This is a genomic window from Mariniradius sediminis (assembly GCF_021491425.1).
Lineage (GTDB): Bacteria > Bacteroidota > Bacteroidia > Cytophagales > Cyclobacteriaceae > Mariniradius > Mariniradius saccharolyticus.
In genome coordinates this window covers 210,354-236,238 of the sequence record NZ_JAKEVZ010000008.1, presented here as the reverse complement: position 1 = coordinate 236,238, position 25,885 = coordinate 210,354, and the positions used below count along the sequence as shown (strand labels likewise).

Genomic DNA, 25,885 nt, shown 5'->3' with positions numbered 1-25,885 from the left:
AAAGGAAAAAGTCACTCGACGTGACTTTTTCCATAGGATTGATAAGTTGAATTAATTTCTATTGACGGCATTGAGCATGTCAAACGCCAATTCAAGTCTTTTGATGAAGGTTTCCTCACCCTTTCTAAGCCAAACCCTTGGGTCGTAGTATTTTTTGTTGGGGCTATCCGGGCCCTCTGGATTTCCCAATTGGCCTTGAAGGTAAGCCTCATTCGCTTTGTAGTAATTCTTCACACCTTCCCAGAATGCCCACTGCTGGTCTGTATCGATGTTCATTTTGATGGAACCATAGCTGTTTGCCTCTCTGATTTCCTCCCTAGTTGATCCGGAACCACCGTGGAATACGAAAAACAAAGGCTTCCCAGAGGTTCCGTACTTCTGATTGATATAATCTTGGGAGTTCTTCAAAATGATAGGCTTAAGCGATACATTACCCGGCTTGTAGACACCGTGAACGTTACCAAATGATGCTGCCACGGTAAACAATTCACCAACCTGCTTGAGGTGTTCATAGGCATAGGCAACTTCAGATGGTTGGGTGTAAAGCTTTGCGCTGTCCACGTCCGAATTGTCAACCCCATCCTCTTCACCGCCGGTGATACCAAGTTCGATCTCGATACCCATCTCCAGTTTCTTGAATTCCTGGAAGTATTTCACGGAAATCTCGATGTTTTCTGCCAGAGGTTCTTCAGAAAGATCCAGCATGTGAGAACTGTACAAAGGCTTCTTGAACGCCTGATAGTAAGCTTTACCTTCCTCCAAAAGTCCGTCGATCCAAGGAAGCAATTTCTTGGCACAGTGGTCGGTATGAAGGATTACAGGAACGCCATAGGCTTCGGCCATTCTGTGAACATGCAAAGCGCCTGATATTGAACCTTGAATTGCGCCAATTTGATTCGCATTACCAAGGCCTTTTCCTGCAAAAAACTGGGCCCCGCCATTTGAAAATTGAACTATAACTGGAGAGTTTACTTTCTTGGCAGTTTCCAAAACTGCATTGACGGTGCTTGTGTTGATCACGTTGACCGCGGGCATCGCAAACTCGCTTTCCTTTGCATAGTGCAAAAGATCCCTCAGTTCCTCTCCGTACTTGACTCCTGGCTTAAATTTCATCTTGATTGTTTAACAGGTTGATTATTTCTTTAAAAACCGCCTTCTGATGACGTGGCGACTGTCGCTGATTTCAAAGATATAAAGACCCTTGGTATAATTGGCAATGTCCAAGGTCAAAATATTGTCTGTATTCCTCTGCAGGCCCTCTTGTAACAGTGCTCCGGAAACATCCACTATCCGATACCTAAAGTTAGTAAACGCCTCTGGTACTACGACTTGGATATGATCATCCGCTGGGACAGGATAGATATTGAAATCGGACAAGTCCACTGATTCGGGACCTAGTGAAAGTATCGGATCTTCCAATATGGGCCCCTCCGGCGTCGGAAACTTTTTGTTGGTCATGATCAAAAACTGATTCGGTCTGAAACGCTGCAACTGTAGGGAACTGGTGCTTAGACTTATAGTCTCACCCGTAATGTAATTGTACCAAGTGCCCGGAGCAGGGAAAGTTAGGTTGACGTTGACCAAATCTGTCAAACCGAAGTTTCCATACACTACATAATAAGTGTCTCCTTCGGTAATCTTGATACTTTTCAAAGGCTGCGCAAGGTCCAATGTCGCATTCTGCGGCTTATTCAGGAAGTTGTAATCGTTTTTCAAGGTGGTCATTGCCTTGTACAACCTCAATAGGCGTTGCCTTTCTGGATTGTTGAGGTATTCCCATTTGGTCGGTTTGATGCCCAGCCTATCGTTGTTCAACTCCACGTCATAGCCAAACTCCTCAAACTGCCACATCATCTTCGGCCCTGGTATTGAAAATGCAAATGCGGCAAGCAACTGGTTACGATTAACGCCATTGTTCAACTGTCTCAAATTGACAGGCGAAGTCTGACCATGGGTCAGTGTTTCCCACATGGTCCGCTCTTCGTCATGGCTTTCCATATAGCTGACGAGTGTATTGTTGGCCCAGCCTCTAGTCTGGTAGTAACCCCAATCAAAATTCCGCGAATTACCTTTTGCCATGTCGCGGAAATCAAAATTCATGTTGCCCCAAAACATCATGCCATGGTTAGAAAGCTCCCTTTCCTCGGAGTTTTCAGCAAAATGCTCCAAAATCACATAGGCTCCAGGATGATTTCTCTGGATGTTGTCATAAATCCTTTTCCAAATTGCAATGCGGGATGCGTCACGTTGACCCCAAAGTCCAACGTTGTCACCTGAATTTACTTGTGTAAAGCCTTTGCTCAAATCAAAACGGAATCCATCCACTTTGTACTCGGTTAGCCAATAGTTGTTGACCGAATCGACGAATGCTTTTGTGAATTCACTTTCATGGTTGAAGTCGTAACCGACATTGAATGGATGTTTGGCAACGCGGTTGAGCCAAGGATTGTCCAATGTAGGTGGTCCATAATCCCCATCGCTGTACAATCTCACATAGGGGCTTTGTCCAAAGGCATGGTTGAGGACCATATCCAAGATAATCACGATTCCGCGCTTGTGCGCTTCATCAATCAATTCCTTAAGGTCATTCTTGGTGCCATAGAATTTGTCGACCGCAAAAAAGAAGGATGGATTGTATCCCCAAGATAAATTCCCCTCAAATTCTTTGATAGGCATCAGCTCGATGGCGTTGATTCCAACACTCTTCAAATAATCGAGTCGTTCTGTGACCGCTTTGAATGTCCGGCGATCATCAAAATCCCTGACCAAAAGCTCATACACGACCAACTCCTCAATCTCAGGCTTTTCATAATCAAGGTATTTCCATTGATAAGGCTGCTGGGCTGTTTGCAAGAAAGTAGCCTGAAACTCAGTTTTCCCTTTTGGATAAGGCTTCAATCCAGGATATCGCCCTTGGGCAATGATCTCATCGTCGTGGAAAGGATCAGAAACCTTGTCCGCATATGGGTCCCCTATCCTGATATCTCCATCTACCAAATATTGGAAAATGTATTCCTGTCCAGGAGTTAGCCCCGTCAGCCGGTACCAAAACATATTCTTATCCGGCGTATGGAACATTTGGTAATCCTTGTTGATCTCCCAATTGTTGAAATCGCCGATCACAAATGCATTTTTCTTGCCTGGGGCTTCAAGTACAAGAATTGCCTCCGTATCGGAAATGTAATTGATACCCTTTTTTGCTCCTGCAGGAAGCGGTGCTTGTGGGCTAGGGCCTACGACAGTAATGGTTACTTTCGATGAAGAAGTTTCTGCCCCCTTTTTGGCAGTAGCTTCCATTTCATAAACTCCCTCCACGCCTGCTAGGAAAAAGTACTCAAAAGTGGTTGCACCAAGTGAGGACAAAACCTCGGTTCCGTTGGCAGTGAGTGTGATGTCCGAAGGTTCGGAGACTACACCCCTAATCGGTACATTTTCTCCGACTTCCAGCAAAGTCGGTCCAGTGGGATTGGTGATGATGATTTGGAATCCTTGGCTCAGGTCAACAAAAAAATCACCGTTTGTTTCGGTTTTACCTTCCAGGGAACCTGTAGCATTCCGGAAAACCATACCAAGCCTGTAAATCGTAGTCCCAGATGAAGGGTTAAAAAGGGTATTTGGTGTCAGCTCAAACTCCCATAAATTGGGAGCTACCTTTGTCATCCTGGCATCAGGATTGGCGGTGCCCCATGCGAAAGGCACTATTGACCAAGTCGTGGATGTAGGTCCGGCTGTTACCGCACCAATATGTATGTAAACAGGATCGACATCTCTCAGACCCGTGGTTCCTTTGGTGGCGTCATAAATGATTTTGACTTTTTGGTCTGCTCGGGGAAATGCAGGTTCTGTAGTGACTTGCGAAAAAGAAAATTGAGCGACAAAAAGAAATAGCGTTGAAAAAATCAGGCGTTTGAATAGGATTCGCATAACTATAATTTTTACTTGAATGAACAAAACCGGTGGCGTCAGGAATTCTTGGCACCACCGGTTTTTATTGAGAATCGTTTGATAGGAAATCTAACTTACTTCTTTGTAATCGAATAAAGTACCTTTCCCGGAGTCTTGAAATCCAATGTGATCGTGTAATTTCCAGCCTCTGCGATCGGAATATCTGGACCGCCTGCACTAGCTTCGCCAGGAGCTGAACCTAGTCCATAATTATTGTCCCAAGTATTTGTCCTGAATTTCATTTTACCGACTTTGAGGGCATAGTCGATCGTCAGGATATTCTGATCCCTGTTGAAATTCATTGGGACTTCAGTATCCCATCCATTTACGGCATCACCGATGATTCCCCATACCCCGATTCTAACCAGTTCATAGGTCAAAGCAGACAAGTTCGCCTTCACCCTGTGTGTCCCAAAATCACCAGGAATCTTGATGTTGCCGCCCTTTTGGATCAATTTTCCGGGAGCGGCGTCTGTGCCATAATCTGGATATTTATCCCATTCAGGACCGGTGATAAATTTGAATTCACCGGAGCCGGAAAGAATGTGTACGAAGCCTTCATAAATGTTATCTGAGTTCGCAGAATAGATGATGGTGCTGTTGTTTCCAGGATTCCAACCTTGATAATCTCCAGGCACCCTCAGCGAAGGCAACACGACTGTGGCGAGGTAAGGGGTGACATTCAGGTTTGAAGCCGCACCTACCAAGTCACTCAATGACCTGTTGATGGAGGTAGTGACGCGAAATTCAACTGCTGCGGATTTTCCAGCTTCCAAACCTTCGGCCAACAACTTGCCATTTAAATCTTCGGTTTTAACTTTGATGATCGGGCTTTTTGAAGTGCCAAGTGCAACAACTTTGGCGAAATTCGTTCCGGCTTTCGCCATCTCCAGTTTGTAGGTAATCTCAACAGCACCTGGTACACCAAAATCAGGTGGCGTAACTTGAAAGCTGATTGAGTCTCCCTTTGACGCCTCCAACAATACTAGGCTGGAACCAGCTGCAGGTGACACCAAAGTTGATCCGGTCTGCGGGATAATCGTCGGCTGGTCCATTGGAGCACACGACCAGATCAGTAGCGGGAGCATAAATGCTACCCAGGAAATTTTAGATAAAACTCTCATAGGTAATTGTGTTTGGTATTTATTGTTTCAATTGTTATTGGATTAATGCAATTAATGAACCTGAGTTTGTATTGGATTCATTCTCCAAAATAATCGTCAGGGAGGTTCTCCAACTTTTACAACCAAATATTAAGCAATCTAAAACCTTAATGCAAACCTAAATCATCTTAAAAATTTGTTTTTTTTTGTGCAAACGGTACCGCAATCGTTTGCACATTTTACTAAATTTCACAATTCTTCAATAAAAACTGCATGAATAATACAGGCCATCAAATTATCTGAAAAAACATCTGTTTATTTGACGGGTTGATTTAAGTGCACAGCAAAATCTTCGAAAAATATAATTTTTATGAAACTTGGCCAGGCGACCATCAAAGACATTGCTAAAGAACTGAATGTTTCGACTTCGACCGTTTCGCGGGCGCTGAAGGACTACCCCGGTATCAGCGATGAAACGAAAAGAAAGGTGAAAGAACTGGCCGACCGGCTAAACTATCGCCCAAATGCGGTTGCGCTCAGTTTGCGAAAAAGCAAGTCCTTTACCATAGGCGTGATTATTCCGGAGGTTGTTCATTTTTTCTTTTCGACCGTCATCAGCGGCGTGGAAGAGGTCGCACATGCCAATGGATACAATGTTATCCTGGTCCAAACCAATGAGAAATTGAGCAGGGAAAAGAGCTCCATCGAAACCATGCTTTCAAATCAGATTGACGGAGTGCTTGTGAGTTATTCACGAGAAACGACGGATTTCTCTCATTTCAAGAAATTGATGGATCTGGATTTTCCGATCGTTTTTTTTGACCGAAAGCCCGATCTGGAAAATACCGTAAATGTCACTGTCAACGATTATCAGGGCGCCTATGATGCGACAATCCACCTTGCGAAACAAGGGTATAAAAAAATCGCACATTTGGCGGGTCCGAGCAACCTCGCGATCAGCAAAAGAAGAAAAGAAGGCTACCTGAAAGCTTTGGAAGACGCAGGGCTCGGCGGCCGTCCCGATTGGATAGTGGAATGTCCCAGTGGATCGGAGTCGGAAAGCTACCAAATTGCCATGGAACTGTTCAAGGACAAATCCGACAGGCCGGATGCCATTTTTGCCCATCATGATATCGTCGCCGCCGGCGCCATGATAGCTATAAAGAACCTGGGATTGAGAATTCCGGAAGACGTTGGGATTGTCGGCTATTCCAATTGGCAATTTTCCTCCATGATTGATCCTCCCCTGTCTACGGTGTCGCAGCCGGGATTCAGCATCGGGGAAAATGCCACCCATCTCCTTTTGGACATGATTGGAGGCAAAGAGCCGGGTTATCAAAGACCACAAGATGTCGTATTGGACACGGAATTGGTCATCAGAAAATCATCGCTGAGAATGCCTTAGCAAAAACTTATCTTGTAGAAGACTGCGGAATTTTTCCCCATTCGGGATTTTTGCCACAAATTCTTCGAATCATCGATGATTTTTTTCATTTTTTTTTATATCACAGTGCAAACGATTGAATCTTGATTTTTTCAAAATAAACGGGCTTGGCACTCCTATACAAGGCATTTAGGCGCATTGGAACGATGCCTTCAGAGATTTTATCCTTTGATGATAGTTTCTAAATTAGCCCGAACAAGCATCACAAAGCTTCGATCAAAGTTACATTAAACTGGTGCAGCAGCATGGCCACAATAGAAATCCAAAAGTCCAACAAGCGAAACCTTCCCATTGGGAATGTTATTTTTTGGGAAGAAAAACCAAACGGAATAATAGGCAGGACATCCTCAGCCAATTTTGAAATCACGGTCTACGACGAACATACAATCAGGGTACAGATCGGTCGGGATGAGACTTTCTTGCCCAACCCCTATTCGGTGGTGAAAAACCCAAGGGAAGTTGCCGTGGAAATCTTGAAGATTGACGGGAACATTTGGATCAAGACCTCCAAAATTCACTTAAACGTCAATCTTGACCCTTTTCATCTTTCTTTCCAAACTCCGCTTGGCCAAATCATTAATGAGGATGATCCAGCTTTTGCGGTCTCATGGCTTGGCACCGAGGTGAGTAATTATAAGAAGGTTCAAAAAGATGAGAAATTCATCGGTCTTGGTGAAAAAACCGGCAACCTCAACCGGTTTGGAAAAGCCTATACAAACTGGAACACCGACTACTTTGCCTACGGCGTCGGTGACGATCCACTTTATATGAGTATTCCTTTTTACATAGGTGTACACAACAAATTGGCTTACGGTATTTTTTTGGACAACACCCATAAGACAATCTTCAATTTTGGAGCTTCGACCAACCGCTTTGTCTACTATTCTGCGGATGACGGCGATCTGGACTATTATTTCTTCCATGATGACCATGTGGGGAAAATCATCAGCGCCTACACAGAATTAACGGGGAAAATGGAAATGCCACCCTTGTGGTCACTCGGCTACCAACAGTGCAGGTACTCCTATTATCCCGATTCTGAGGTACTTACATTGGCAAATACCTTCCGGGACAAAAAAATGCCAGCTGATGTGATTTACCTTGACATCCACCACATGGAAAAGTACAAGGTATTCACTTTTGACGGAGAGAAGTTTCCAGATCCAAAATCCATGATCAAAGCCTTGAAGCAAAAAGGATTCAGAGTAGTGGTCATCATGGACCCGGGAATCAAGACCCAAAAAGGCTATGCTCCATACGACGAAGGCCTGGAGCGGGATCTGTTCGTGAAATACCCCGACGGAGAGGTATATGAAGCCCAAGTCTGGCCCGGTTGGTGTGCATTTCCGGACTTCACCAAATCCGAAACAAGGCAATGGTGGGCAGAAAAGATGGAGTTTTATGAAGAGGCCGGTGTCGACGGTTACTGGACAGATATGAATGAACCTGCTTCTTGGGGCCAATTCACGCCAAACCTGATCGAATTCGACTACGAAGGTGAACAGGTTTCACACAGAAAAGCAAGAAACATCTACGGCTTTCAAATGGCAAAGAGCGCACAATTGGGAAGCATCCAACAAAGGCCCGAAGAACGTCCTTTCATCCTTACCCGCTCCGGATTCTCAGGTATCCAAAGGTATGCAGCCGCTTGGACCGGTGACAATGTCGCAAGTGAAGAGCACATGATGGCAGGTATCAGACTTGTCAATAGCCTAGGTTTGAGCGGTGTTTCCTTTTCGGGCTATGATGTGGGAGGATTTGCGGGCGAGGCAAGCAAATCGCTTTTTGCAAGGTGGATGAGTATTGCAGCGTTTGCGCCTTTCTTCAGAGCACATTCCATGATCAATAGCAACGATGCTGAACCTTGGGCATTCGGAGAAGAGGTAGAGGAGATATCCAGAAATTATATGAATCTGAGATACAAACTTTTACCTACGATTTATTCAAATTTTTATCAAAGTACATTGACTGGCTTGCCACTAGCGAAAAGCCTTGCAATCGATCATCCCCATGATTCTTTGGTATATGATTCAGCTTTTCAAAATCAGTATTTGTTTTGTGAAAACCTTCTCGTTGCGCCAGTAGAAAGCACCAAGGAAATCACCAAGGTTTTTCTTCCTGAGGGAGATTGGTATTACCTGTTTGACGGTAAAATACATGATGGAAATCAGGTCGTCTATCAGGATTGTCCAATTAGTTACCTACCGGTGTATGTCCGTGCTGGCTCAATCCTGGCCATGCAATCAATGGTCCCCCATACTTCTGTGCGCCATGACGGAATGCTTCGACTTCATCTTTTCATGGGTGAAAGGCCATTCTCTTACCAGCACTACGAAGATGACGGTATTGGATTCGGCTATAAAAACGGCGAATACCTTCGCCGCAGTATTGCCGTGGATCCTACCCACAAAACAATCCGCTTTTCGGCATCCGAAGGAAAATTCAAAAGTACATTTTCAAAGATCAAACTTTACTTCCACGGTGCGAGCGTCGAGGAAATCCACTGGAAAGGACACATGCTTCCCATTCAACTGGAGTCTTTTGCTTTCTTGGAAAAACTGACAGAATTTGATCCACTTCCGGATCACAGTCACCCCTATTTCGAAATGAAGGATGTTCCGACGGTAATCATTGACCATTCAGCGGACGAGTTTACGGTCAGATTCAACTGACATAGACAATTCAAGCGTATTTCCCCGACCCAAAATAATGCACGCAAAAGACAGTAAAAAACCCACGCTCAGCTTCTGGCAAATCTGGAACATGAGCTTTGGATTTCTGGGCATCCAGTTCGGATTTGCCCTGCAGGGAGGATTCATGTCCCGGATTTTTCAAACCCTCGGAGCAGACAAAGATGCTATTCCGTTGTTATGGATCGCTGCACCCCTGACAGGATTGTTGGTACAGCCAATAGTCGGCTACCTCAGCGACCGTACTTGGCATTCCAGATTTGGACGAAGGAGGCCATTCTTCTTGATTGGCGCGGTGATGAGTACAATTGCGCTGTTTTTTGCCCCGTATTCCTCCGCGCTGTGGATGGCGGCCGGGGCCTTATGGATTTTGGATGCGTCGATCAATATTTCGATGGAACCTTTCAGGGCACTCGTTGCCGATAAGCTTCCCGATAGCCAGCGGTCCTATGGATTTGTTGTACAAACCTTGATCATTGGCATTGGAACTTGGGTTGCAAGCAACCTCCCTTGGTTCATGACCCAAATAGGCATCCCCAATACAGCAGAGGCCGGCGTGGTTCCAGATTCAGTCAAGTTTGCATTTGCCGTAGGTGCAGTGGTGCTTTTCGGTTCGATCCTTTACACCATCTTGACTACGGATGAGTATCCTCCCGAGGATTTGGACGCATTTAGGCGGGAAAATGAGGAAAGTAAAGGCTTCCTCAATGGGCTTCAAGAGATCTTCAAAAATATCGCCGGCATGCCCTCGGTCATGAAACAGCTGGGCATTGTCCAGTTTTTTTCCTGGTTTGCTTTCTTCACAATGTGGAGTTTTGCCACGCCTGCCATTACGGAACATGTATTCAAAGCCACCGATACTACGTCCCAAATCTACAATGATGCGGCTGACAGTGTCGGAAACTACTTGGGTACCTACGGCCTAGTTTCCATGTTTTTTGCCTTGATTTTAGCATTTGTGACGAGCAAGGTAAAAATCAATAGAAAAATGGTCCATATGCTGAGTCTGATCGCAGGTGGGGTTGGGTTTATTTCCATCTATTTCGTGCAGACACCCTGGATGTTGCATTTGTGTTTCGCATTGGTCGGTGTCGCTTGGGCGAGCATTTTGTCAATGCCTTATGCCATGCTTTCGAGTGCTGTAAATCCCAAGCAAATGGGCGTTTACATGGGGATTTTCAATATGTTTATCGTCATCCCGCAGATCGTGGCAGCATTGGGGGGAATTAACTTTAGCTACAAGCTGCTGTTTGGAGAGGAAGTCATTTACACAATGGTCCTGGCTGGCACCTCACTGATTATTGCCGGCTTGGCAAACTTGCTGATCACCGACCGGTCAGCTACACATGATGGCTGATCGTAAAATGGTTCCTGTCACAAATACCGCTATCGATCAAATAGCGGTATTTTTGTTTGAATTAAATCGAATATGGAAAAATTGATTATCACTGGCGTCCCTGAGCATTTCAATTTCCCGTGGGTAAAGGTTGTAGACTCTCAGCCATTTTTGGCAGATGGAATCGAACTTGTCTGGCAAAACGAGCCGAAGGGCTCCGGAGCGATGAACAAGGCTCTCAGGGAGGAGAAAACCGATATCGCAATCGTGCTCACCGAGAGCTATATCAAGGATAAAATCGAAGGCAATCCAGGGCTGATGGTCGGTATGCATGTCCGTTCGCCGCTGATTTGGGGTATTCATGCTCCAGGCAGCTCAGAAAGGTCTGAAATCGCCGCATTTGCTGAAGCCCCATTTCTGGTTTCGCGAATGGGCTCCGGTTCCCATTTGATGGCGTTTATTTTGGCAAAAAGAGAAGGTTGGGATATCGATAGGCTGAAATTTGAAATCATCGGTGACCTGAATGGTGCCATAGAAAGTATGAAAGATGGCAAGGCTAAACTGTTCCTTTGGGAAAAATTCACGACCAAGCCCCTTGTTGACCGTGGGTTGTTCAAAAGAATCGGGGAAATCCCCACGCCTTGGCCTTGTTTTGCGATAGTAGCGCACGAAAACTCCATCAAGAAATTCGGCGAAATCATAGGCGAGCTAAGGGATTTGGTTTACCAGAAATCCATCGATTTAAGAAGGGGGAAAACCTTGGCAGAGCAAATTTCGGCAGTCTACGGCATTCAAGTGGACGATATCAAAACATGGCTGGAGCAAACTGAATGGGCAGAAGACAACCATATCCGGAAACCCGACGTCGAAAACACCCAACAGATTTTACTGGAACTCGGGCTGATCGATAAAAAAATAAATGCTGAAAAGTTTATTGCGCCGTCACTGGCAGCACTGGTTGATTCGTAAGCCTTGGCAATACGACGGTTACCTTTGTTCCCTCTCCCTTTTTGCTTTCGATCTCAAGAGATCCCTGCATTTTGGACAAAAACTCCTTGCAAAGGCTCAATCCCAAACCCGTACCTTTTTCCTTTTCCGTACCGACACTCGATTCAAGCAGCAATACCTGTTGGTTGAGTATCGTATCGAGCTTGACCTCACTCATTCCTGTGCCAAAATCCTGGACAATCAGCTTGAGGATATCGCGTTCGCCTTTGGTCATCACGTCGATACGGGAACCCTTATTGGAAAATTTGATCGCGTTGCTGATAAGGTTTCTAACTATGATTTGCAGCAAATCCGGGTCGGCAAAAACTTCCACATCCGGATCGACATATAGATAAACGATGATGTCCTTTGAACTAGCCTGATACTGCAATAATTCCAAACAAGGCCGGACGACACGAATCATCCTCACCCTCGAAGGCTGCACACGGAATCCCTCCATTTGGGACCTTGACCAGATAAGAATGTTGTCAATCGTTTCAAAAAGCCCATCAACATTTCTTTTTAGGATATGGGAGATTCCCTCAAACTCCTCCTTAGACAATTCCTGATTGTGAAGAAGCTCCAATACACCTTTCAATTGGGCCACAGGCATTTTGAGGTCGTGACCCAAGATAGAGAAAATCCTGTTTTTCATACGGTTGGACTCCGCAAGCTCCATGGATTTCTCCTCCAATTCTTTCCGCTGAATTTCAGAAACGTTCTTCTTTCTCTCCAAATCCCGGTGCGCTTGCTTCAGCCGCTTATTGAGTACCAAAAGCCGGATCAATAGAAACAAGGCCAGAACGACGGAAATGGCGATAATGACAACCAATCGTTTGAAGTTTTGGATCTCTAGCTCTTTAAGATTATTCTCCATCTTGAGGTAATTGATCTCTGCATCCGATTTCTCAACCTCAAACATGGCCTGAAGCACCGCAATCCTTTCCTTGTCGTTTGCTTCATCCTGTATCCTATTCAACTCAATGAAATCCCGGTGGTATTCGTAGGCCTTTTCCACATTGCCAAGTGCATGGTACAAATTCGCGAGCTCCTGATAGGTATGCAGCAATTCGTCTTTAAATCCTCCTTCGCTGGCGATTTTCAAGCCTTTTTCCAAGTATTCTCTGGATTTTGCCTTATCCCCAAACTGTAGATAGGCTTTGCCTAATCGGTGAAAAACAGACGCCTCAAAAGAAGCCAAGTTATGGGAGGTGGAAACATCAAGCGCTCGCTCAAAAGAATTGATCGCATTCGACAATTCTCCTTTTGCAAGCAAAATATCACCGATGACACGATGGGTGAAACTGCTGAAATATGCAGCTCCAACTTCTTCGTTTTGTTTCAGGGCCTGCTTCGCATACCAATAGGCCGAGTCCAATTCACCCACCTTGGAAAGATTGAGCGCGATGTTGTTCATACTCCTGATGATCAAGTAATCGTCTTTGATCTCGTACCCTACCTCTAATGCTTCCTTGAATTTTTGGATGGCTTCGGAATAGTTTCTCCTTTGGTAATAAAGGGACCCAAGGTTGTTGAGCGCCATCCCGATCTCTTTCCGATCTCCGATCTTGGTACCGATGAGGTAGGCATCTTTTGAATACTTGAATGATTTATCCCAAATACCCAATCTGTAATAAACCCATCCCAAGTTGCCTTTTGATGCGACCAATTGTACACTATCCTCCAAATGAACGGCCAACTGCTCAGCTTGAAGTGACCATTCCAAGGATTGCTTTGGATTTTTTTCCCGGAGATTGAATGCTGCTTGATTTAAAAATTCCAACCTTTTCTGCTCAGATGGCAGGCCTTGGAGAACCTTTTTGAGGCTATCCAATTCTGAAGCCTTTGTGTGCAGCATAGCGGTAATGCCAAATACCGACAACATCAAAAAAAGCCTGAGCATATATGCGAGATAATTATAGGGATGATTTAAGCCCTACAAGGTGTTGAAAAAAAATAAGTTATCCAAGAGATCAAGAATTTAATTTGCAGTTTTCCGCACCGCGATTGGGTCCGCGGGAGATACGGGGTAATTGACGACATTTCCATCTGTCCCAATTTCGCCCAAGACCCGCAATCCAGCGACGTGTGGGGCAGCCATCGATGTTCCAGTTTGGTTGCTGTAGGCTCCATTTATCCAGGTTGAAACCACATTGACACCTGGTGCGGCGTATTTGACCGGCGATCCATAGTGTGAGAACCAAGCGTATCTGTTGAACGCATCGATCGCGGATACCGTAATTGTGTATTTTCCATTGACTCGGGCTGGACTGAAGGAACTGGCAGGAAGGCTGGAATTTCCTGCCGCGATCACCATCCAGATTTTTCGGCTCTCCGAAATATTTACCACCGCTTCATCCATCGCAGTGCTGTTGTCAAAACCACCAAAACTCAGGTTAGCGACGTCGCCGGGACCTGCGCATTTGCAGAGATGGTCCACACCGGCGAGCATTCCAGAATAGGTAAAGGCGGCCCTCCGCCCAAAAAAGATCTTGATAGGTACCACGGGTACGCCAGCGGCTACACCTACCACACCAAAGTTGTTGTCGAGTGCACCGATTGTGCCCGCCACATGCGTACCATGACCATGTTCGTCGCCCAAGTTCACCTTGTCATTGAACTGATATGCATCAAAGCCCCTTTCGATATCGACATTCAAATCCGGGTGGGCGAGATCAATCCCGGTATCGATCACAAATACACGATTTGGCCCGCTGTATTGAAATGGACCTCCCACCCTTTTGACCCCCCAAGGGATGACTTGGCCTGTCTGAAAGGTGCCGGAATTGGCCCAAGGCAAATTATTGACCCCGAAACCTAGTTCCCCCTGCCTATCTTGCTCTACGTATTTCACGGAGGGGTCTGCTTTCAATTTTTCGACTTCTTCTGGCGTCAGTTTTGCGCAAAAACCATTCAAAGCTGAACTGTATGTGCGTACCACATTATCTTCACTGATTCGATGGCTTGCCAACAGTTTCCCAAGCGAAATACGAAATCCCGCTTCATCCACCCGACCGTCACAGAACTTCCGGCTCGAAGCATCGGTAGCGTTCAATACCACAATATACTGATCCACGATGGCCTGTGTCTTGATCGAACCGATCGATAGAGGAGCCTCCAATTCATTGGAAGGGGCTGTCTCTTCGGGAACGCAGGAAATGCCCAGTAAAGCAAAAAATAACAATAACAGGGGAGAAATGCTGGTTTTCATGGATTTGGAGCGCGTCAACTGCCGAAAATATACGAAAGAATTTTTGACATATCCTTTGGGTCCTCGGGCTTTAATTTTTCATTTTTAATATAATCCCTAACATCCTCGTACTTGCTTCCCGCCAACTCCTTCAATCCGGCTGCATTCGCCTTGATTTCAATGGTTTGCATACCCTTGATTCTGAAATACTTGATATCATGTCGAAAAGTATCATACTGCGGACCAGTATAGCCATCCCGCTGCTGGGTTGGGCGGATCAGCGTTTTTGAGTGTTGGGCCACAAATTTTTCCCCATCCTTTTCAAACAAGATCTCTAAAACCTGAGGTTTTCCACTCAAATACTCAGTGCGAAAAAGCCTATTGCCATCTCCAGGAATGACAATTGTTTCCCAGTTCCTGACCGGAAGCGGGTCAGAATCGACCCCATCAGTCTGAATGTATACTTCGTTTTTCTCCAGGAGGATATTGAAAGGAATGCTTTCGTATTCTTTGCCGCCAGACAACTTGATTTTTCCGTTTGGGGGATTGTCAAACAAAAATGGAGTGCCCTTGACGCCGTCGCTTTTGGCATTGATTCTAAAAGTCCCCAGGTACTTGCTTTCGGCAGGTTGGACATTGGCGTTGCTTTGAGCCCACAGGTAAGCCGAGGGACAAAGCATGCAACACAAAAGGAATACGGATCTAAGGATCATTTTTTTTGGATTTACCTATCGAAGGTACCGAAAAGTAATCGCATTTATTTAATCCAACCGCATTTCGATTATCTGCTTACTTTTGTGGCATGAAAGAAACGATTTTGTCCCTTTCCCCCCAGCATTGGGAAGACTACGAGTTGATCGATACCGGAGGTTTTGAAAAACTGGAACGGTTTGGGAAATATGTCCTGAGCCGACCAGAACCACAGGCGATTTGGGACAAGTCGCTTCCCGATTCCGAATGGCGGAAAATGGCTGACGCGCATTTTGCCAAGGAAAAAAACAATCCCGAAAAGGGACAATGGGAAGAGTACACAAAGATTCCCCAACAATGGCAAGTCAACTACAAAAACCCTGACGGCCTATCAATGCGGCTCAACCTCGCCATGACGGCTTTCAAGCATATAGGCTTGTTTCCTGAACAAGCCGTTAATTGGGACTATATCTCGGACACACTCCGGAAATTCCCAGTGAAAAACCCCAAAATCCTGAATCTATTCGCCTATACGGGAGCTTCATCTGTCGCCGCCAGGGCTTTTGGCGCAGATGTCACACATTTGGATTCCGTGAAGCAAGTAGTCACTTGGTCCAAATTCAATATGGAAGCTTCGGGCTTGGACGGTATCCGCTGGATTGTCGATGACGCCATGAAGTTTATCAAACGGGAAGTCCGACGCGGCAACAAGTACCACGGGATTATCCTTGACCCGCCCGCTTACGGCCGCGGGCCGGACGGGGAAAAATGGATCTTGGAAGAACAGATCAATGAAATGCTCAAAAGTTGCGCAGAGCTGTTACACCCTGATCATCACTTTCTGATCCTCAACATGTACTCCTTGAGCTTCAGTTCGATGATTGCCGCCAACCTTATTGAAGGCAATTTTGAAAAAGTTGAAAATGCCGAACACGGAGAGCTTTATCTCATCGATCGGTTCAAGAAAAAATTGCCACTCGGCATATTCTATCGATTCAGGAACGTCTAGGGATTATTTCGCAATCCACAGGTCCTTCATGGATTTGCCGTTGATCCGAAGGACAAAGCGGGTGGGATTTGGAACCAAGACAAGCCTAACATCCATCTTGTCAAACTGCTCGGATTCCAAGGGAACGCCTTCATTTCCCTTTACCTCGTAATTGATAAAACCTTGAGCATCAGGCTTCATCGCCACATAGGAATTGGCAAGATAAGCGGAAGGCAAGAGGACATCATTGTCTGATTTCAACTGGTCATAGATTTTCTCCAGCGCCGACTCCAATTCGTCGCCATAGGCCTCGTTGAAATCGTCCTCCAAGTCGTGCAATTCCTCCTCAATCGTATCGTATGCCTCGTCGGCATAGGAAATCTTACTAAGGGCGATTCTCTTTTCCACGATATTGGCCAATTCGGCATTGAGTTTTTTGAAGTCCATGTCCACCTAATGAATTTGGCACGAAGGTAAAAAGAAGGCCCTTGCTTTCCAAAACCAGCGCATTGGCAATATTTCGGACGTGGAATTTTGCTACTTTTAACGAAAATGAAAATCAAACCCATGCAGAACTACAAAAACCACAGGAGGTTGTATCCCTTTCACCATTTTGTTCTCGTGCCAATCACCTTGCTGTATTTCTTGTGGAGCCTGGCAAACCTCATCCACGGAATAATGGGAGGGGAAGATTTGGCGCCTACGCTGCAGCAGCTAATGGGAGCATTTTTGTTCGTCTCTTTTCCTTTCCTGGCTCGTATCTATGCGCTCAAAAACCAAAACCGGATCATTCGCCTGGAAATGCGCCAACGTTACTTTGAGATGACGGGGAAGTCTTTCAAAGAAAAGGAAAGCCAACTGCGCCTGTCGCAGATCATCGCCTTGCGGTTTGCCGGGGATGCGGAATTGCTGCCACTGATGGATCGGGCAATCAAGGAAAAAATGAAAGCAGACGACATCAAAAAAGCGGTCACCGACTGGCAGGAGGACAGACACCGTGTTTAAATGTATGCTCAGTTTCTTTTTTCTTAGCCTAATCGGCACTGCGATGGCTCAATCAGATCTTGAAAAACAAGCCGAAATGCTCGCCCAACAGCAATTGGATGCCTACAACAACCGCAATATAGACGCATTTCTCCTCCCCTATGCGGAAGACGTCAAGGTGTACAACTTTCCCGACCAACTGCAGTTCCAAGGCCTCACCGAAATGAAGGACATCTACGGGAGGATGTTTGTGCGGACTCCTGACCTCCATTGCCGTCTCGTCAATCGCATCGTAATGGGCAATACCGTCATCGACCAAGAGGAAGTCACGATTTCGCCGAAAGACCCGCCGTTCCGTGCCATCGCCATTTACAAAATCAAGGACGGGAAGATCGCGGAGGTGTATTTTATCAGGGAATAGCGCTTCATGTTCCAAGTAGGGCAAGCTTTCGGTCGTCGTTACCCCTTTTCCCCAATTTCCTTATCTTTGCAGCTTCTTATCAAATAGCCAAAAATGATTTCAGTAGATAATCTTTCCCTGAAGTTTGGGAAAAGGACCTTGTTTGAGGATGTCAGCCTCAAATTTATCCCCGGCAACTGCTATGGCGTCATCGGTGCCAACGGTGCGGGAAAATCCACTTTTTTGAAAATCCTGTCTGGCGAGGTAGACAGCACTTCGGGTTCGGTGAATTTCACCCCAGGCCAAAGGATGGCCGTGTTGAAACAAAACCACTTTGAATTTGACGAGGTGGAAGTGCTCAAAACCGTCATCATGGGGCACAAAAAACTCTATGCAATCATGGCGGAAAAGGACGCGATCTACATGAAAGCTGACTTTACGGAGGCCGACGGTCTCCGCGCTTCTGAATTGGAGGCGGAATTTGCCGAAATGGACGGATGGAATGCGGAATCAGACGCCGCAGCTTTGCTTTCGGGCTTGGGTATTTCGGAAAGCCTCCATTACCTTCAGATGAAGGAACTTGCTGGAAACCAAAAAGTACGGGTATTATTAGCCCAGGCGCTTTTTGGAAATCCTGATATCCTCATCCTCGACGAACCCACCAACGACCTTGATGCCGAAACCATCGTGTGGTTGGAGGACTTTTTGGTCAATTTCAAAAACCTTGTCATCGTCGTTTCCCACGACCGACACTTCCTCGATTCGGTTTCGACACATATCGTGGATATCGATTTTGGGAAAATCAGGATCTACTCTGGTAACTACACGTTTTGGTACGAATCCTCCCAATTGGCCGCCAAGCAGAAGTCCGATCAGAATAAAAAGATCGAAGATAAGCGGAAGGAACTGCAGGAATTTATCCAACGCTTCTCGGCCAACGTGGCGAAGTCACGCCAAGCCACAGCCAGAAAAAAGATGTTGGAAAAACTCAATATCGATGACATCCAGCCATCCACGAGAAAATACCCGGGCATTATCTTCAAGCCTGAGCGTGAGGCCGGTGACCAGATATTCCTTACCGAGGGATTGGAACTCAAGGATGAAAATGCCATCTACTTCACCGACGTCAACCTGATGGTGGACAAAGGCGACAAAATCGCCTTTATCTCCAAGACCAAACAGGCTGTCACTAAGTTTTTCCAAACCATCATGGACGAAATTCCCGTCCAAAAAGGCCATTACAAGTGGGGCGTCACGATCAATAAGGCCTATTTGCCGAATGATAACTCCAAATATTTCCAAACCGAACTGAACCTCATCGATTGGCTGCGGCAATATTCTTCCAATCAGGAAGAGGCTTATGTCAGGACGTTTTTGGGAAGGATGCTTTTCACCGGGGAAGAAACATTGAAAAAATGTTCGGTCCTATCGGGTGGTGAGAAAGTCCGCTGCATGGTATCTCGGATGATGCTCCAAAACCCCAACCTCCTCGTCATGGACGAACCTACCAACCACTTGGACCTTGAATCGATCACAGCCTTCAACAATGCCATCATCGATTACAACGGGACTGTGCTGATGACATCCTACGACCATGCCTTTGTACAGTCTTCCGCCAATAGGATCATTGAATTTACCCCCAAAGGAACCATCGACCGCAGGATGCCTTACGACGACTACCTCGAATCCGCCGAAATCAAGGCTTTGAGGGAGAAAATGTATGGTTGAAACTGGAGATTTGAGAATTGAGACGCAAGACTCAAGACACAAGATTTGAGTCTCCTGCAATTAATATACGATGGAGAAATTGGGGAAAAGGCAGGACTAGCTAAATCTTCTGAACTGCCGAATAATGAATGTCGAATTTAGAATATCGAACATCGAATTTCCATTATCGAATCTAGGCATTAATCCCAATGGCGGTAGAAACCCGAATCTCATATCTCACCTCTAAACTCTCAAATCTCTTCAGACTTTGCTCCTAACAGCCATCATCATTTACCTTTTGATTACCGTGGCGATCGGTGCCTGGTCCTCCAAACTGGTCAAAAACTCAAATGACTTTGTGTTGGCAGGCCGGCAGTTGCCCTTGTTTCTCTCTGCATCGGCGCTCTTTGCGACATGGTTTGGATCGGAGACGATTTTTGGGGCGTCGTCGGAATATTTGGAAAATGGGCTTTTGGGCGTGATCGAAGATCCATTTGGAGGGGCGCTATGCCTTATTCTGTTCGGCAGGTTTTTCCTTCGCCCAATGTACCGCATGAATGTCCTGACCATCGGAGACGTCTATAAAAGGATTTTTGGAAAAAAGGTGGAGTTCTTTGCTTCCATCTTTATGGTGCCGGTTTACTTCGGATACGTAGCGGCACAGTTGGTCGCATTGGCTTTGATTTTCACCACTGTCGCCGATATCAGCATTACCCAAGGAATCATACTCTCGGCTGCGATTGTGGTGTTTTACACTTTCCTCGGAGGAATGTGGGCAATCTCGATCACGGATTTTATCCAAACAACCTTCATCGTGATCGGCTTGGTCTGGGTGGCTGTTTTGGTGGCCCAAAAAGCAGGCGGCATTTCCCCCATATTGGATTCAGCGCCCGAAGGAAGCTTCCAATTTATCCCAGACGCGAAGGTGTTGGATTGGACCAATTACATCGGTGCTTGGATCATTTTGGGCTTGGGCAGCATTCCAAGCCAAGACATCTACCAGCGCGTGATGTCTTCCAAATCCGAGAAAGTTGCCGTGCAATCGACTTATTTGGCTGGGACTTTTTATGTAACCATTGGTTTGCTACCGCTATTTATCGCATTGGGCGCCAAACATTTATATCCCGAAATCTACTTGGAAAACAAGCAACTCTTGCTTCCGGAGATGGTACTGCGGCACAGTGGTCTCCATGTTCAGATTTTGTTTTTTGGAGCCCTGATCTCGGCGATTATGAGTACGACTAGTGCGGGACTCTTGGCACCATCAGCGATTGTATCAGAGAACCTCATTAGACCCTATTTCGGCGGAAAGCTCAAAGACAAGCATTTCCTTTGGATCCTTCGCTTCAATATCGTCAGCATCGCGATCATCTCCACGATTATGGCCCAATGGAAGTCCAACATCTATGAGTTGGTTGCCGGCGCTTCGATTCTGATGCTTGTTTCGCTATTCGTTCCTTTGGTGGCTGGTTTGTATTGGAAAAAGGCTTCGGAAATGGGAGCCTTGATGTCGATTGTTTTCGGCATGATTGCCTACATGGGCCTTTCCTCATTCGAACTTCCATTCTATCCCCATCTACCTGCATTGATCGTGAGCGCAGTGATGATGGTGGTTGGTTCTTTCATTTTCCCCAAAAACAAAGAAATCCATGCTTCCATATCCCAAAATTAAATTACTGCCCGGAAAAGAAATTTCCATCCAAAGACGGCACCATTGGATATTCTCCGGTGCCATTGGCAACAAAGACGATAGTCTCCAAAATGGTGAATTGGTGCAAGTCTGCAGTCATCGGGACGTGTTTTTGGGCGTCGGTCATTTTCAATACGGTAGCATTATGGTGCGCTTGGTCAGCTTTGAGGAGACCGAGATTGATGCGAGTTTTTGGAAAACAAAAATTCAAGCAGCGTATGAATTGAGAAATGCTATTGGATTGGTTGACAATGAATTAACGAACGTGTACAGGCTGATCCATGGTGAAGGAGACGGCCTACCCGGATTGATTGTGGACTTTTACAATGGAACAGCCGTGATCCAAACCCATCACATGGGGATGTTTAAACAAGTCAAACAAATTGCCGTAGCATTGCAGGAAGTTTACGGTGAAAAACTTCAGGCAGTCTATGACAAAAGCGCCGAGACTTTGCCAAAAAACAGCGGGGTCGAAAATCGTTTGCTTTGGGGAGAACCCATCTCCAACCAGGTGTTGGAATATGGCAATCGCTTCGAAATCGACTGGGAAAAAGGTCAAAAGACAGGCTTTTTTGTGGACCAGCGTGAGAACCGCCATCTGCTTGCACGATACAGTGCGGGGAAAAAGGTCCTAAACACGTTTTGCTATTCGGGAGGCTTTTCTATAGCTGCCCTCAATGCGGGTGCTGCGGAGGTACATTCAGTGGACATTTCAGCCAAAGCCATCGAGCTGACGGAGCGGAATGTCGGGCTGAATCCAGGTTTTCAAGGCTCACACCATTCGAAAGTGGCCGATGTCGTCAAATACATCCGGGACATCGAAGCCGATTTTGATATCATTGTATTGGATCCACCTGCATTTGCCAAAAACCTGAAAGCCAAACACAACGCCGTGCAAGCCTACAAGCGACTCAATGCCGAGGCTTTGAAAAAAATCAAATCAGGTGGATTGATCTTTACTTTTTCCTGCTCACAGGTCGTGGACAAACAGCTCTTTGCCCATACGGTGACGGCAGCGGCATTGGAAGTGGGGCGGGGCGTCAGGATTTTGCACTATTTATCCCAGCCTGCCGACCATCCGGTCAACATCTTCCATCCCGAGACGGAGTACTTGAAGGGTTTGGTGCTCTATGTGGAGTGATTTGCGGTTCTCGCAAAGAGCGCAGAGGAGCAAAGGATCAGTAGCAGTTGGCAGTTCCAGTTAGCAGTTCCAAAATCACATGCGTGCATTCGTGGCTATCGATGCTCGCAAAGAGCGCGGAGGAGCAAAGAATCAGTAGCAGTTGGCAGTGGCAGTTGGCAGTTCCAAAATCACATGCGTGCATTCGTGGCTATCGATGCTCGCAAAGAGCGCAGACGGGCAAAGAATCAGTAGCAGTTGGCAGTGGCAGTTGGCTGAACTCTGCCAACTGCTACTGAACACTGAACTCTAATTCACATCTTTCAGCAGTTCCTCCACGGCTTTCTCAAGCTGTTGATCGGTACCTTTGTCGATTTTTCCAGGCATGTTTTTGACTTGGAATTGGGGCTTTGTCTCGTTGTTTTCCATCCAGTTGCCTTGCTTGTCTTTAGCCGAAATCGGAACAATACCCCATCTGCCTCCGTCCGGCAACATTTCCCAACCTGCAAAGGAGCAGGTCCCCGGAGTCGGCATACCGACCGTTTTGCCGATTTTCAAATCCGTATAACCACAGGCAAAACAATGTCCATCGGAATAATTGGCCTCGTTGAACATCGCCAAAGTAGGTTTTGTCCAGCGGAATGTTGGCTCATAACCCACTACCCTATCCTCGGTGGCATAGGTGATGAATTTTTCCCCAGTGAAGAACATCGCCAAATCTGCCACCAAATCACCCCCACCATTGAAGCGCGTATCGACGATGACGGCTTTTTTGTCATGGAATTTACCCATCATTTCCTCATAAGTAGTCCGATAGGGGCCGTCTGCCATGCCCGGAATATGTACATAGCCCAGTGCACCGTTTGACAGGCGTTCGACCTCCTCTTGGTTTTTGCGCACCCATCGCTTGTAAAGCAATTGGCTTTCCTCGCCAAGGGAAACTGGCTTGACGGTGATTTGTTGCCGTGCATTTGTCTTCGGATCAAATACTTCCAAAAGCGTGAACTTATCCGCTTTTCTATTGAGGTACTGTGCGATGTCCTTTTCCAAGGAAATCATCTCTCCGTCGATTTTCTCTATCACCATGCCCGGCTGCACATTCATGCCGGCTTTGTCCAAAGGTCCGCCCTTGAGCACCTCAACAATCTTGATACCCTGGCTTTTGAAAGCGTAATCCATGAAAATTCCCAATGAAGCAGTCGCATCTGCCTGTGGAATGCTTCTGCTAAACCTCGCCCCTGCATGGGACACGTTCAATTCCCCTATCATCTCCGAAACCATCTCAGCAAATTCGTAGCTGTTGCCGATGGAGGGAAGGTATTTCTGGTATTGAGCAGCCAGCGCATCCCAATCCACCCCATGAAAATCCGGGGTGTAAAATGCCCCCTTGGTACGGATTCGGATATGCTCAAACATCTGGGCACGCTCTGCTTCCGTGTCCAATGTCATCTCACCCGCGATTTTGACCTGCTCACGCTTGGACCCTTTGTCCGTGATTTTGGAAATATTGCCATCGGCCAATAGGTAGAGGTTTTTCATCTCCTTGTCCCATTCCAAGCGGCCGAACCCAGCATCCAACTTCAATTCGAGCTTTGTTTCTTTGGTCCTCAGGTCAGTACTCCAAAGGTTCATGCCCTTTTCGAAGCGAGCCAGATACAATAGCTTTTCTCCATCCTTGTCAAGCACAGCGTCGCCCAAGGAAGAAGAATGGATAGTCAATTTGGCTTTTCTATCCCTCAATTCATCCCAATCGATCTTGATGTCCTCCACGTTGGCAGGCTCTTTCTTTTCGTCTTTTTTTTCCTCTCCGTTTTTCGCGGCTTTCTCTACATCCTTCAGAAGTTCAAACTCCTCCTTATTCAACCTGAACCGGTCATAGGCTTCCTTGGTAAAAAACAGCCCATATACGTCATTTTGTGAACCTCCACTTGTCGCAAAACCCTTCAAACCATCCCTGTTGGAAAACCAGATCATTTGTTTTCCGCCATTGACCCACTTCGGCCTGCCATCACCGTAGCCGCTGCGCGTCAGGTTTTCCATGGCTGTTTTGCCTGTGACATCCAGAAGCACAACTTCACCGTTTGCCATTGTCGGATTGTACTCAGCAAGCAGCCACTTGCTGTCGGGGCTCCATGAAAAATATTGGTCGCCATCCTGCATGTGAAAGAGCTGCTCTGGAGTCATCAAGTTCGTTTTGGCTTTGGTTGCCAAATCCATCACCACCAGCGATCTTCTTCCCTCGATATAGGCCAATTTTTTACCATCCGGTGAAAGCTGTGGCTGGTAGCAGTCCTTTTCCGAATCCACCAATACTTCTTCCTTGAGCAAGGTACTGGCATAGAAGAATGGTTCTTCCTTTTCCCTCACTCTCTTGGTTTGGAAAATGGACCATTTCCCGTTTCGTTCGGAAGCATAAATGACCGATTTTCCATCCGGTGCAAATTGCACAAATCGCTCCTGTTGAGCAGTATTGGTGATTCTTTTGGTCAGGGAACCATCCACGGCGGTCACAAATACTTCACCGCGCGCGATGAAAGCGATTTCTTTTCCGTCAGGGGAAATGGACATTTCGCGAACACCTCCATTGATGCTGATATAGGAATCGGGATTGCTAGCCTTTTGGGTGGTAATGGTTACTTCAAGCTTCTGCGGTTGGGTGCCTTCCCTCAAGGTGTACAACTCACCGTCGTAGGAAAATGCCATGGTGCCTGTATTGGAAATACTCAGGAAGCGAACCGGAAAATCCTTGAGGCTTGTCAGCGGCGTACTTGCTTTAGGATTAGAAAGTGAGGTTTTGAAAACATTGAAACTCCCCTTTTCCTCACTGAGGTAATAGATCGACTTTTCATCTGGAGAAAAAACAGGATTCCTGTCCTCTCCGGCAAAGGATGTGATTTGGGTATGGGAATTTGTGGTGGCGTCATACATCCAGATATCTCGCGTAATCGCGGATTGGTGGCGTTTTCTCCACTCATTTTCGCCACCTTTCTTGTCATGATAGATCATCTTCTTGCCGTCGGCGCTGACCTTTACATATTCGGCAGGAATCGTCCACACCTGATCTACCCGTCCTCCCTTGGCTGGAACTTGGTAAAGTTCAGGTTGGGAACCTGTAGGATACTGCCTGTGCTCCGCCAAATCCTGCCTTACGCCTCCAAATATCACGGCCTGGTCGTCGGCAGAAAAACTGTAGGGCATTTCATCTGTAGAATGGTAAGTCAACCGCGTCGCATTTCCGCCCTGTGAGGACATCACATACACGTCAAAGTTGCCGTAGCGATCAGATGCAAAGGCGATCTTGTTGCCATCCTTGCTCCAAACAGGCATAAAATCATGCGCTTCGTGGAACGTCAACTGGGTTGCCCTTCCTCCGGCACTTGGCACGGTATAGAGGTCACCTTTGAATGTAAATACAATTGTATTTCCGTCGGGCGAAATTGCCGGATAGCGAAGCCATTTGGGAGTTTCTTGGGCGATGGTATGTTGGAAAGTAAACAGAAGGGCAAAAAGCGATAACAAGCGGGCAATTCTCATGGGTTTGATTTTTTCAGGCGGCTAATATTGAAAAAAGAAAGGAAAAGGCAAGCCAATGCCTCATTATTCGGTTGAAA

The 25,885-nt window shown here is 46.3% G+C and carries 18 protein-coding genes; 10 read left to right on the top strand and 8 right to left on the bottom strand.

The annotated features are described in order from the left end of the window. Positions 1–51: 51 nt before the first annotated feature. The 3 genes from fbaA to L0U89_RS12200 form a co-directional block, all read right to left on the bottom strand. Positions 52–1,113: a class II fructose-bisphosphate aldolase gene (gene fbaA / locus L0U89_RS12210; RefSeq protein WP_234861778.1), complete on the bottom strand. Its 1,062-nt coding sequence runs from the start codon at positions 1,111–1,113 to the stop codon at positions 52–54. Positions 1,114–1,134: 21 nt separating this feature from the next. After that, positions 1,135–3,924: an alpha-amylase family glycosyl hydrolase gene (locus tag L0U89_RS12205; protein ID WP_234861777.1), complete on the bottom strand. Its 2,790-nt coding sequence runs from the start codon at positions 3,922–3,924 to the stop codon at positions 1,135–1,137. Positions 3,925–4,019: 95 nt separating this feature from the next. After that, a complete protein-coding gene (locus L0U89_RS12200; RefSeq protein WP_234861776.1) occupies positions 4,020–5,069 on the bottom strand; it encodes a SusE domain-containing protein in 1,050 nt (349 codons plus the stop codon). 349 nt (positions 5,070–5,418) lie between these two features. Here L0U89_RS12200 and L0U89_RS12195 point away from each other — a divergent pair, with 349 nt between their 5' ends. The 4 genes from L0U89_RS12195 (at position 5,419) to L0U89_RS12180 (ending at position 11,487) form a co-directional block, all read left to right on the top strand. Then, positions 5,419–6,453 (top strand): LacI family DNA-binding transcriptional regulator, encoded by a 1,035-nt coding sequence (locus tag L0U89_RS12195; RefSeq protein ID WP_234861775.1) that lies wholly within the window; start codon positions 5,419–5,421, stop codon positions 6,451–6,453. A 284-nt stretch (positions 6,454–6,737) separates the two neighbouring features. Beyond that, positions 6,738–9,164 (top strand): glycoside hydrolase family 31 protein, encoded by a 2,427-nt coding sequence (locus tag L0U89_RS12190; RefSeq protein WP_234861774.1) that lies wholly within the window; start codon positions 6,738–6,740, stop codon positions 9,162–9,164. A 37-nt stretch (positions 9,165–9,201) separates the two neighbouring features. Further along, positions 9,202–10,539 (top strand): MFS transporter, encoded by a 1,338-nt coding sequence (locus L0U89_RS12185; protein WP_234861773.1) that lies wholly within the window; start codon positions 9,202–9,204, stop codon positions 10,537–10,539. Positions 10,540–10,611: 72 nt separating this feature from the next. After that, complete coding sequence (locus L0U89_RS12180; RefSeq protein WP_234861772.1) at positions 10,612–11,487, top strand: type 2 periplasmic-binding domain-containing protein; 876 nt, start codon at positions 10,612–10,614, stop codon at positions 11,485–11,487. On the opposite strand, the gene L0U89_RS12175 is transcribed toward L0U89_RS12180, so the two are convergent. The 3 genes from L0U89_RS12175 to L0U89_RS12165 all read right to left on the bottom strand — a co-directional run bounded on the left by L0U89_RS12175 (position 11,450) and on the right by L0U89_RS12165 (position 15,408). Beyond that, positions 11,450–13,408 (bottom strand): ATP-binding protein, encoded by a 1,959-nt coding sequence (locus L0U89_RS12175; RefSeq protein ID WP_234861771.1) that lies wholly within the window; start codon positions 13,406–13,408, stop codon positions 11,450–11,452. The two genes, L0U89_RS12180 and L0U89_RS12175, sit on opposite strands and share 38 nt — an antisense overlap. A 78-nt stretch (positions 13,409–13,486) precedes the next feature. Continuing rightward, positions 13,487–14,716 carry a S8 family serine peptidase gene (locus L0U89_RS12170; protein WP_234861770.1) on the bottom strand — a complete coding sequence of 410 codons (1,230 nt, stop codon included), beginning with the start codon at positions 14,714–14,716 and terminating at the stop codon, positions 13,487–13,489. A 14-nt stretch (positions 14,717–14,730) separates the two neighbouring features. After that, the gene (locus tag L0U89_RS12165) at positions 14,731–15,408 is read right to left on the bottom strand and encodes a hypothetical protein (RefSeq protein ID WP_234861769.1); all 678 of its coding nucleotides are present in this window, start codon (positions 15,406–15,408) and stop codon (positions 14,731–14,733) included. A gap of 89 nt (positions 15,409–15,497) precedes the next feature. Here L0U89_RS12165 and L0U89_RS12160 point away from each other — a divergent pair, with 89 nt between their 5' ends. Next, positions 15,498–16,394, top strand: a complete 897-nt coding sequence (locus L0U89_RS12160; RefSeq protein WP_234861768.1) for a class I SAM-dependent methyltransferase — start codon at positions 15,498–15,500, stop codon at positions 16,392–16,394. A gap of 3 nt (positions 16,395–16,397) precedes the next feature. On the opposite strand, the gene L0U89_RS12155 is transcribed toward L0U89_RS12160, so the two are convergent. After that, positions 16,398–16,820: a hypothetical protein gene (locus L0U89_RS12155; protein ID WP_008630848.1), complete on the bottom strand. Its 423-nt coding sequence runs from the start codon at positions 16,818–16,820 to the stop codon at positions 16,398–16,400. A gap of 120 nt (positions 16,821–16,940) precedes the next feature. On the opposite strand from L0U89_RS12155, the gene L0U89_RS12150 reads away from it, so the two are divergent. From L0U89_RS12150 to L0U89_RS12130, 5 genes are all read left to right on the top strand, one after another. Next, entirely contained in the window at positions 16,941–17,378 is a 438-nt protein-coding gene (locus L0U89_RS12150) for a DUF6526 family protein (protein WP_234861767.1), read from the top strand. Between the two features lie 43 nt (positions 17,379–17,421). After that, positions 17,422–17,778, top strand: a complete 357-nt coding sequence (locus L0U89_RS12145; protein ID WP_234861766.1) for a nuclear transport factor 2 family protein — start codon at positions 17,422–17,424, stop codon at positions 17,776–17,778. 93 nt (positions 17,779–17,871) lie between these two features. After that, positions 17,872–19,485: an ABC-F family ATP-binding cassette domain-containing protein gene (locus L0U89_RS12140; RefSeq protein WP_234861765.1), complete on the top strand. Its 1,614-nt coding sequence runs from the start codon at positions 17,872–17,874 to the stop codon at positions 19,483–19,485. A 247-nt stretch (positions 19,486–19,732) separates the two neighbouring features. Next, a complete protein-coding gene (locus L0U89_RS12135; RefSeq protein WP_234861764.1) occupies positions 19,733–21,136 on the top strand; it encodes a high affinity choline transporter 1 in 1,404 nt (467 codons plus the stop codon). After that, positions 21,114–22,295: a class I SAM-dependent rRNA methyltransferase gene (locus L0U89_RS12130; RefSeq protein WP_234861763.1), complete on the top strand. Its 1,182-nt coding sequence runs from the start codon at positions 21,114–21,116 to the stop codon at positions 22,293–22,295. Before L0U89_RS12135 ends, L0U89_RS12130 begins: the two co-directional genes overlap by 23 nt. Positions 22,296–22,583: 288 nt before the next feature. Here the strand turns inward: L0U89_RS12130 and L0U89_RS12125 are convergent, their stop codons facing one another. After that, entirely contained in the window at positions 22,584–25,808 is a 3,225-nt protein-coding gene (locus L0U89_RS12125; RefSeq protein ID WP_234861762.1) for a S41 family peptidase, read from the bottom strand. Positions 25,809–25,885 lie beyond the last annotated feature (77 nt).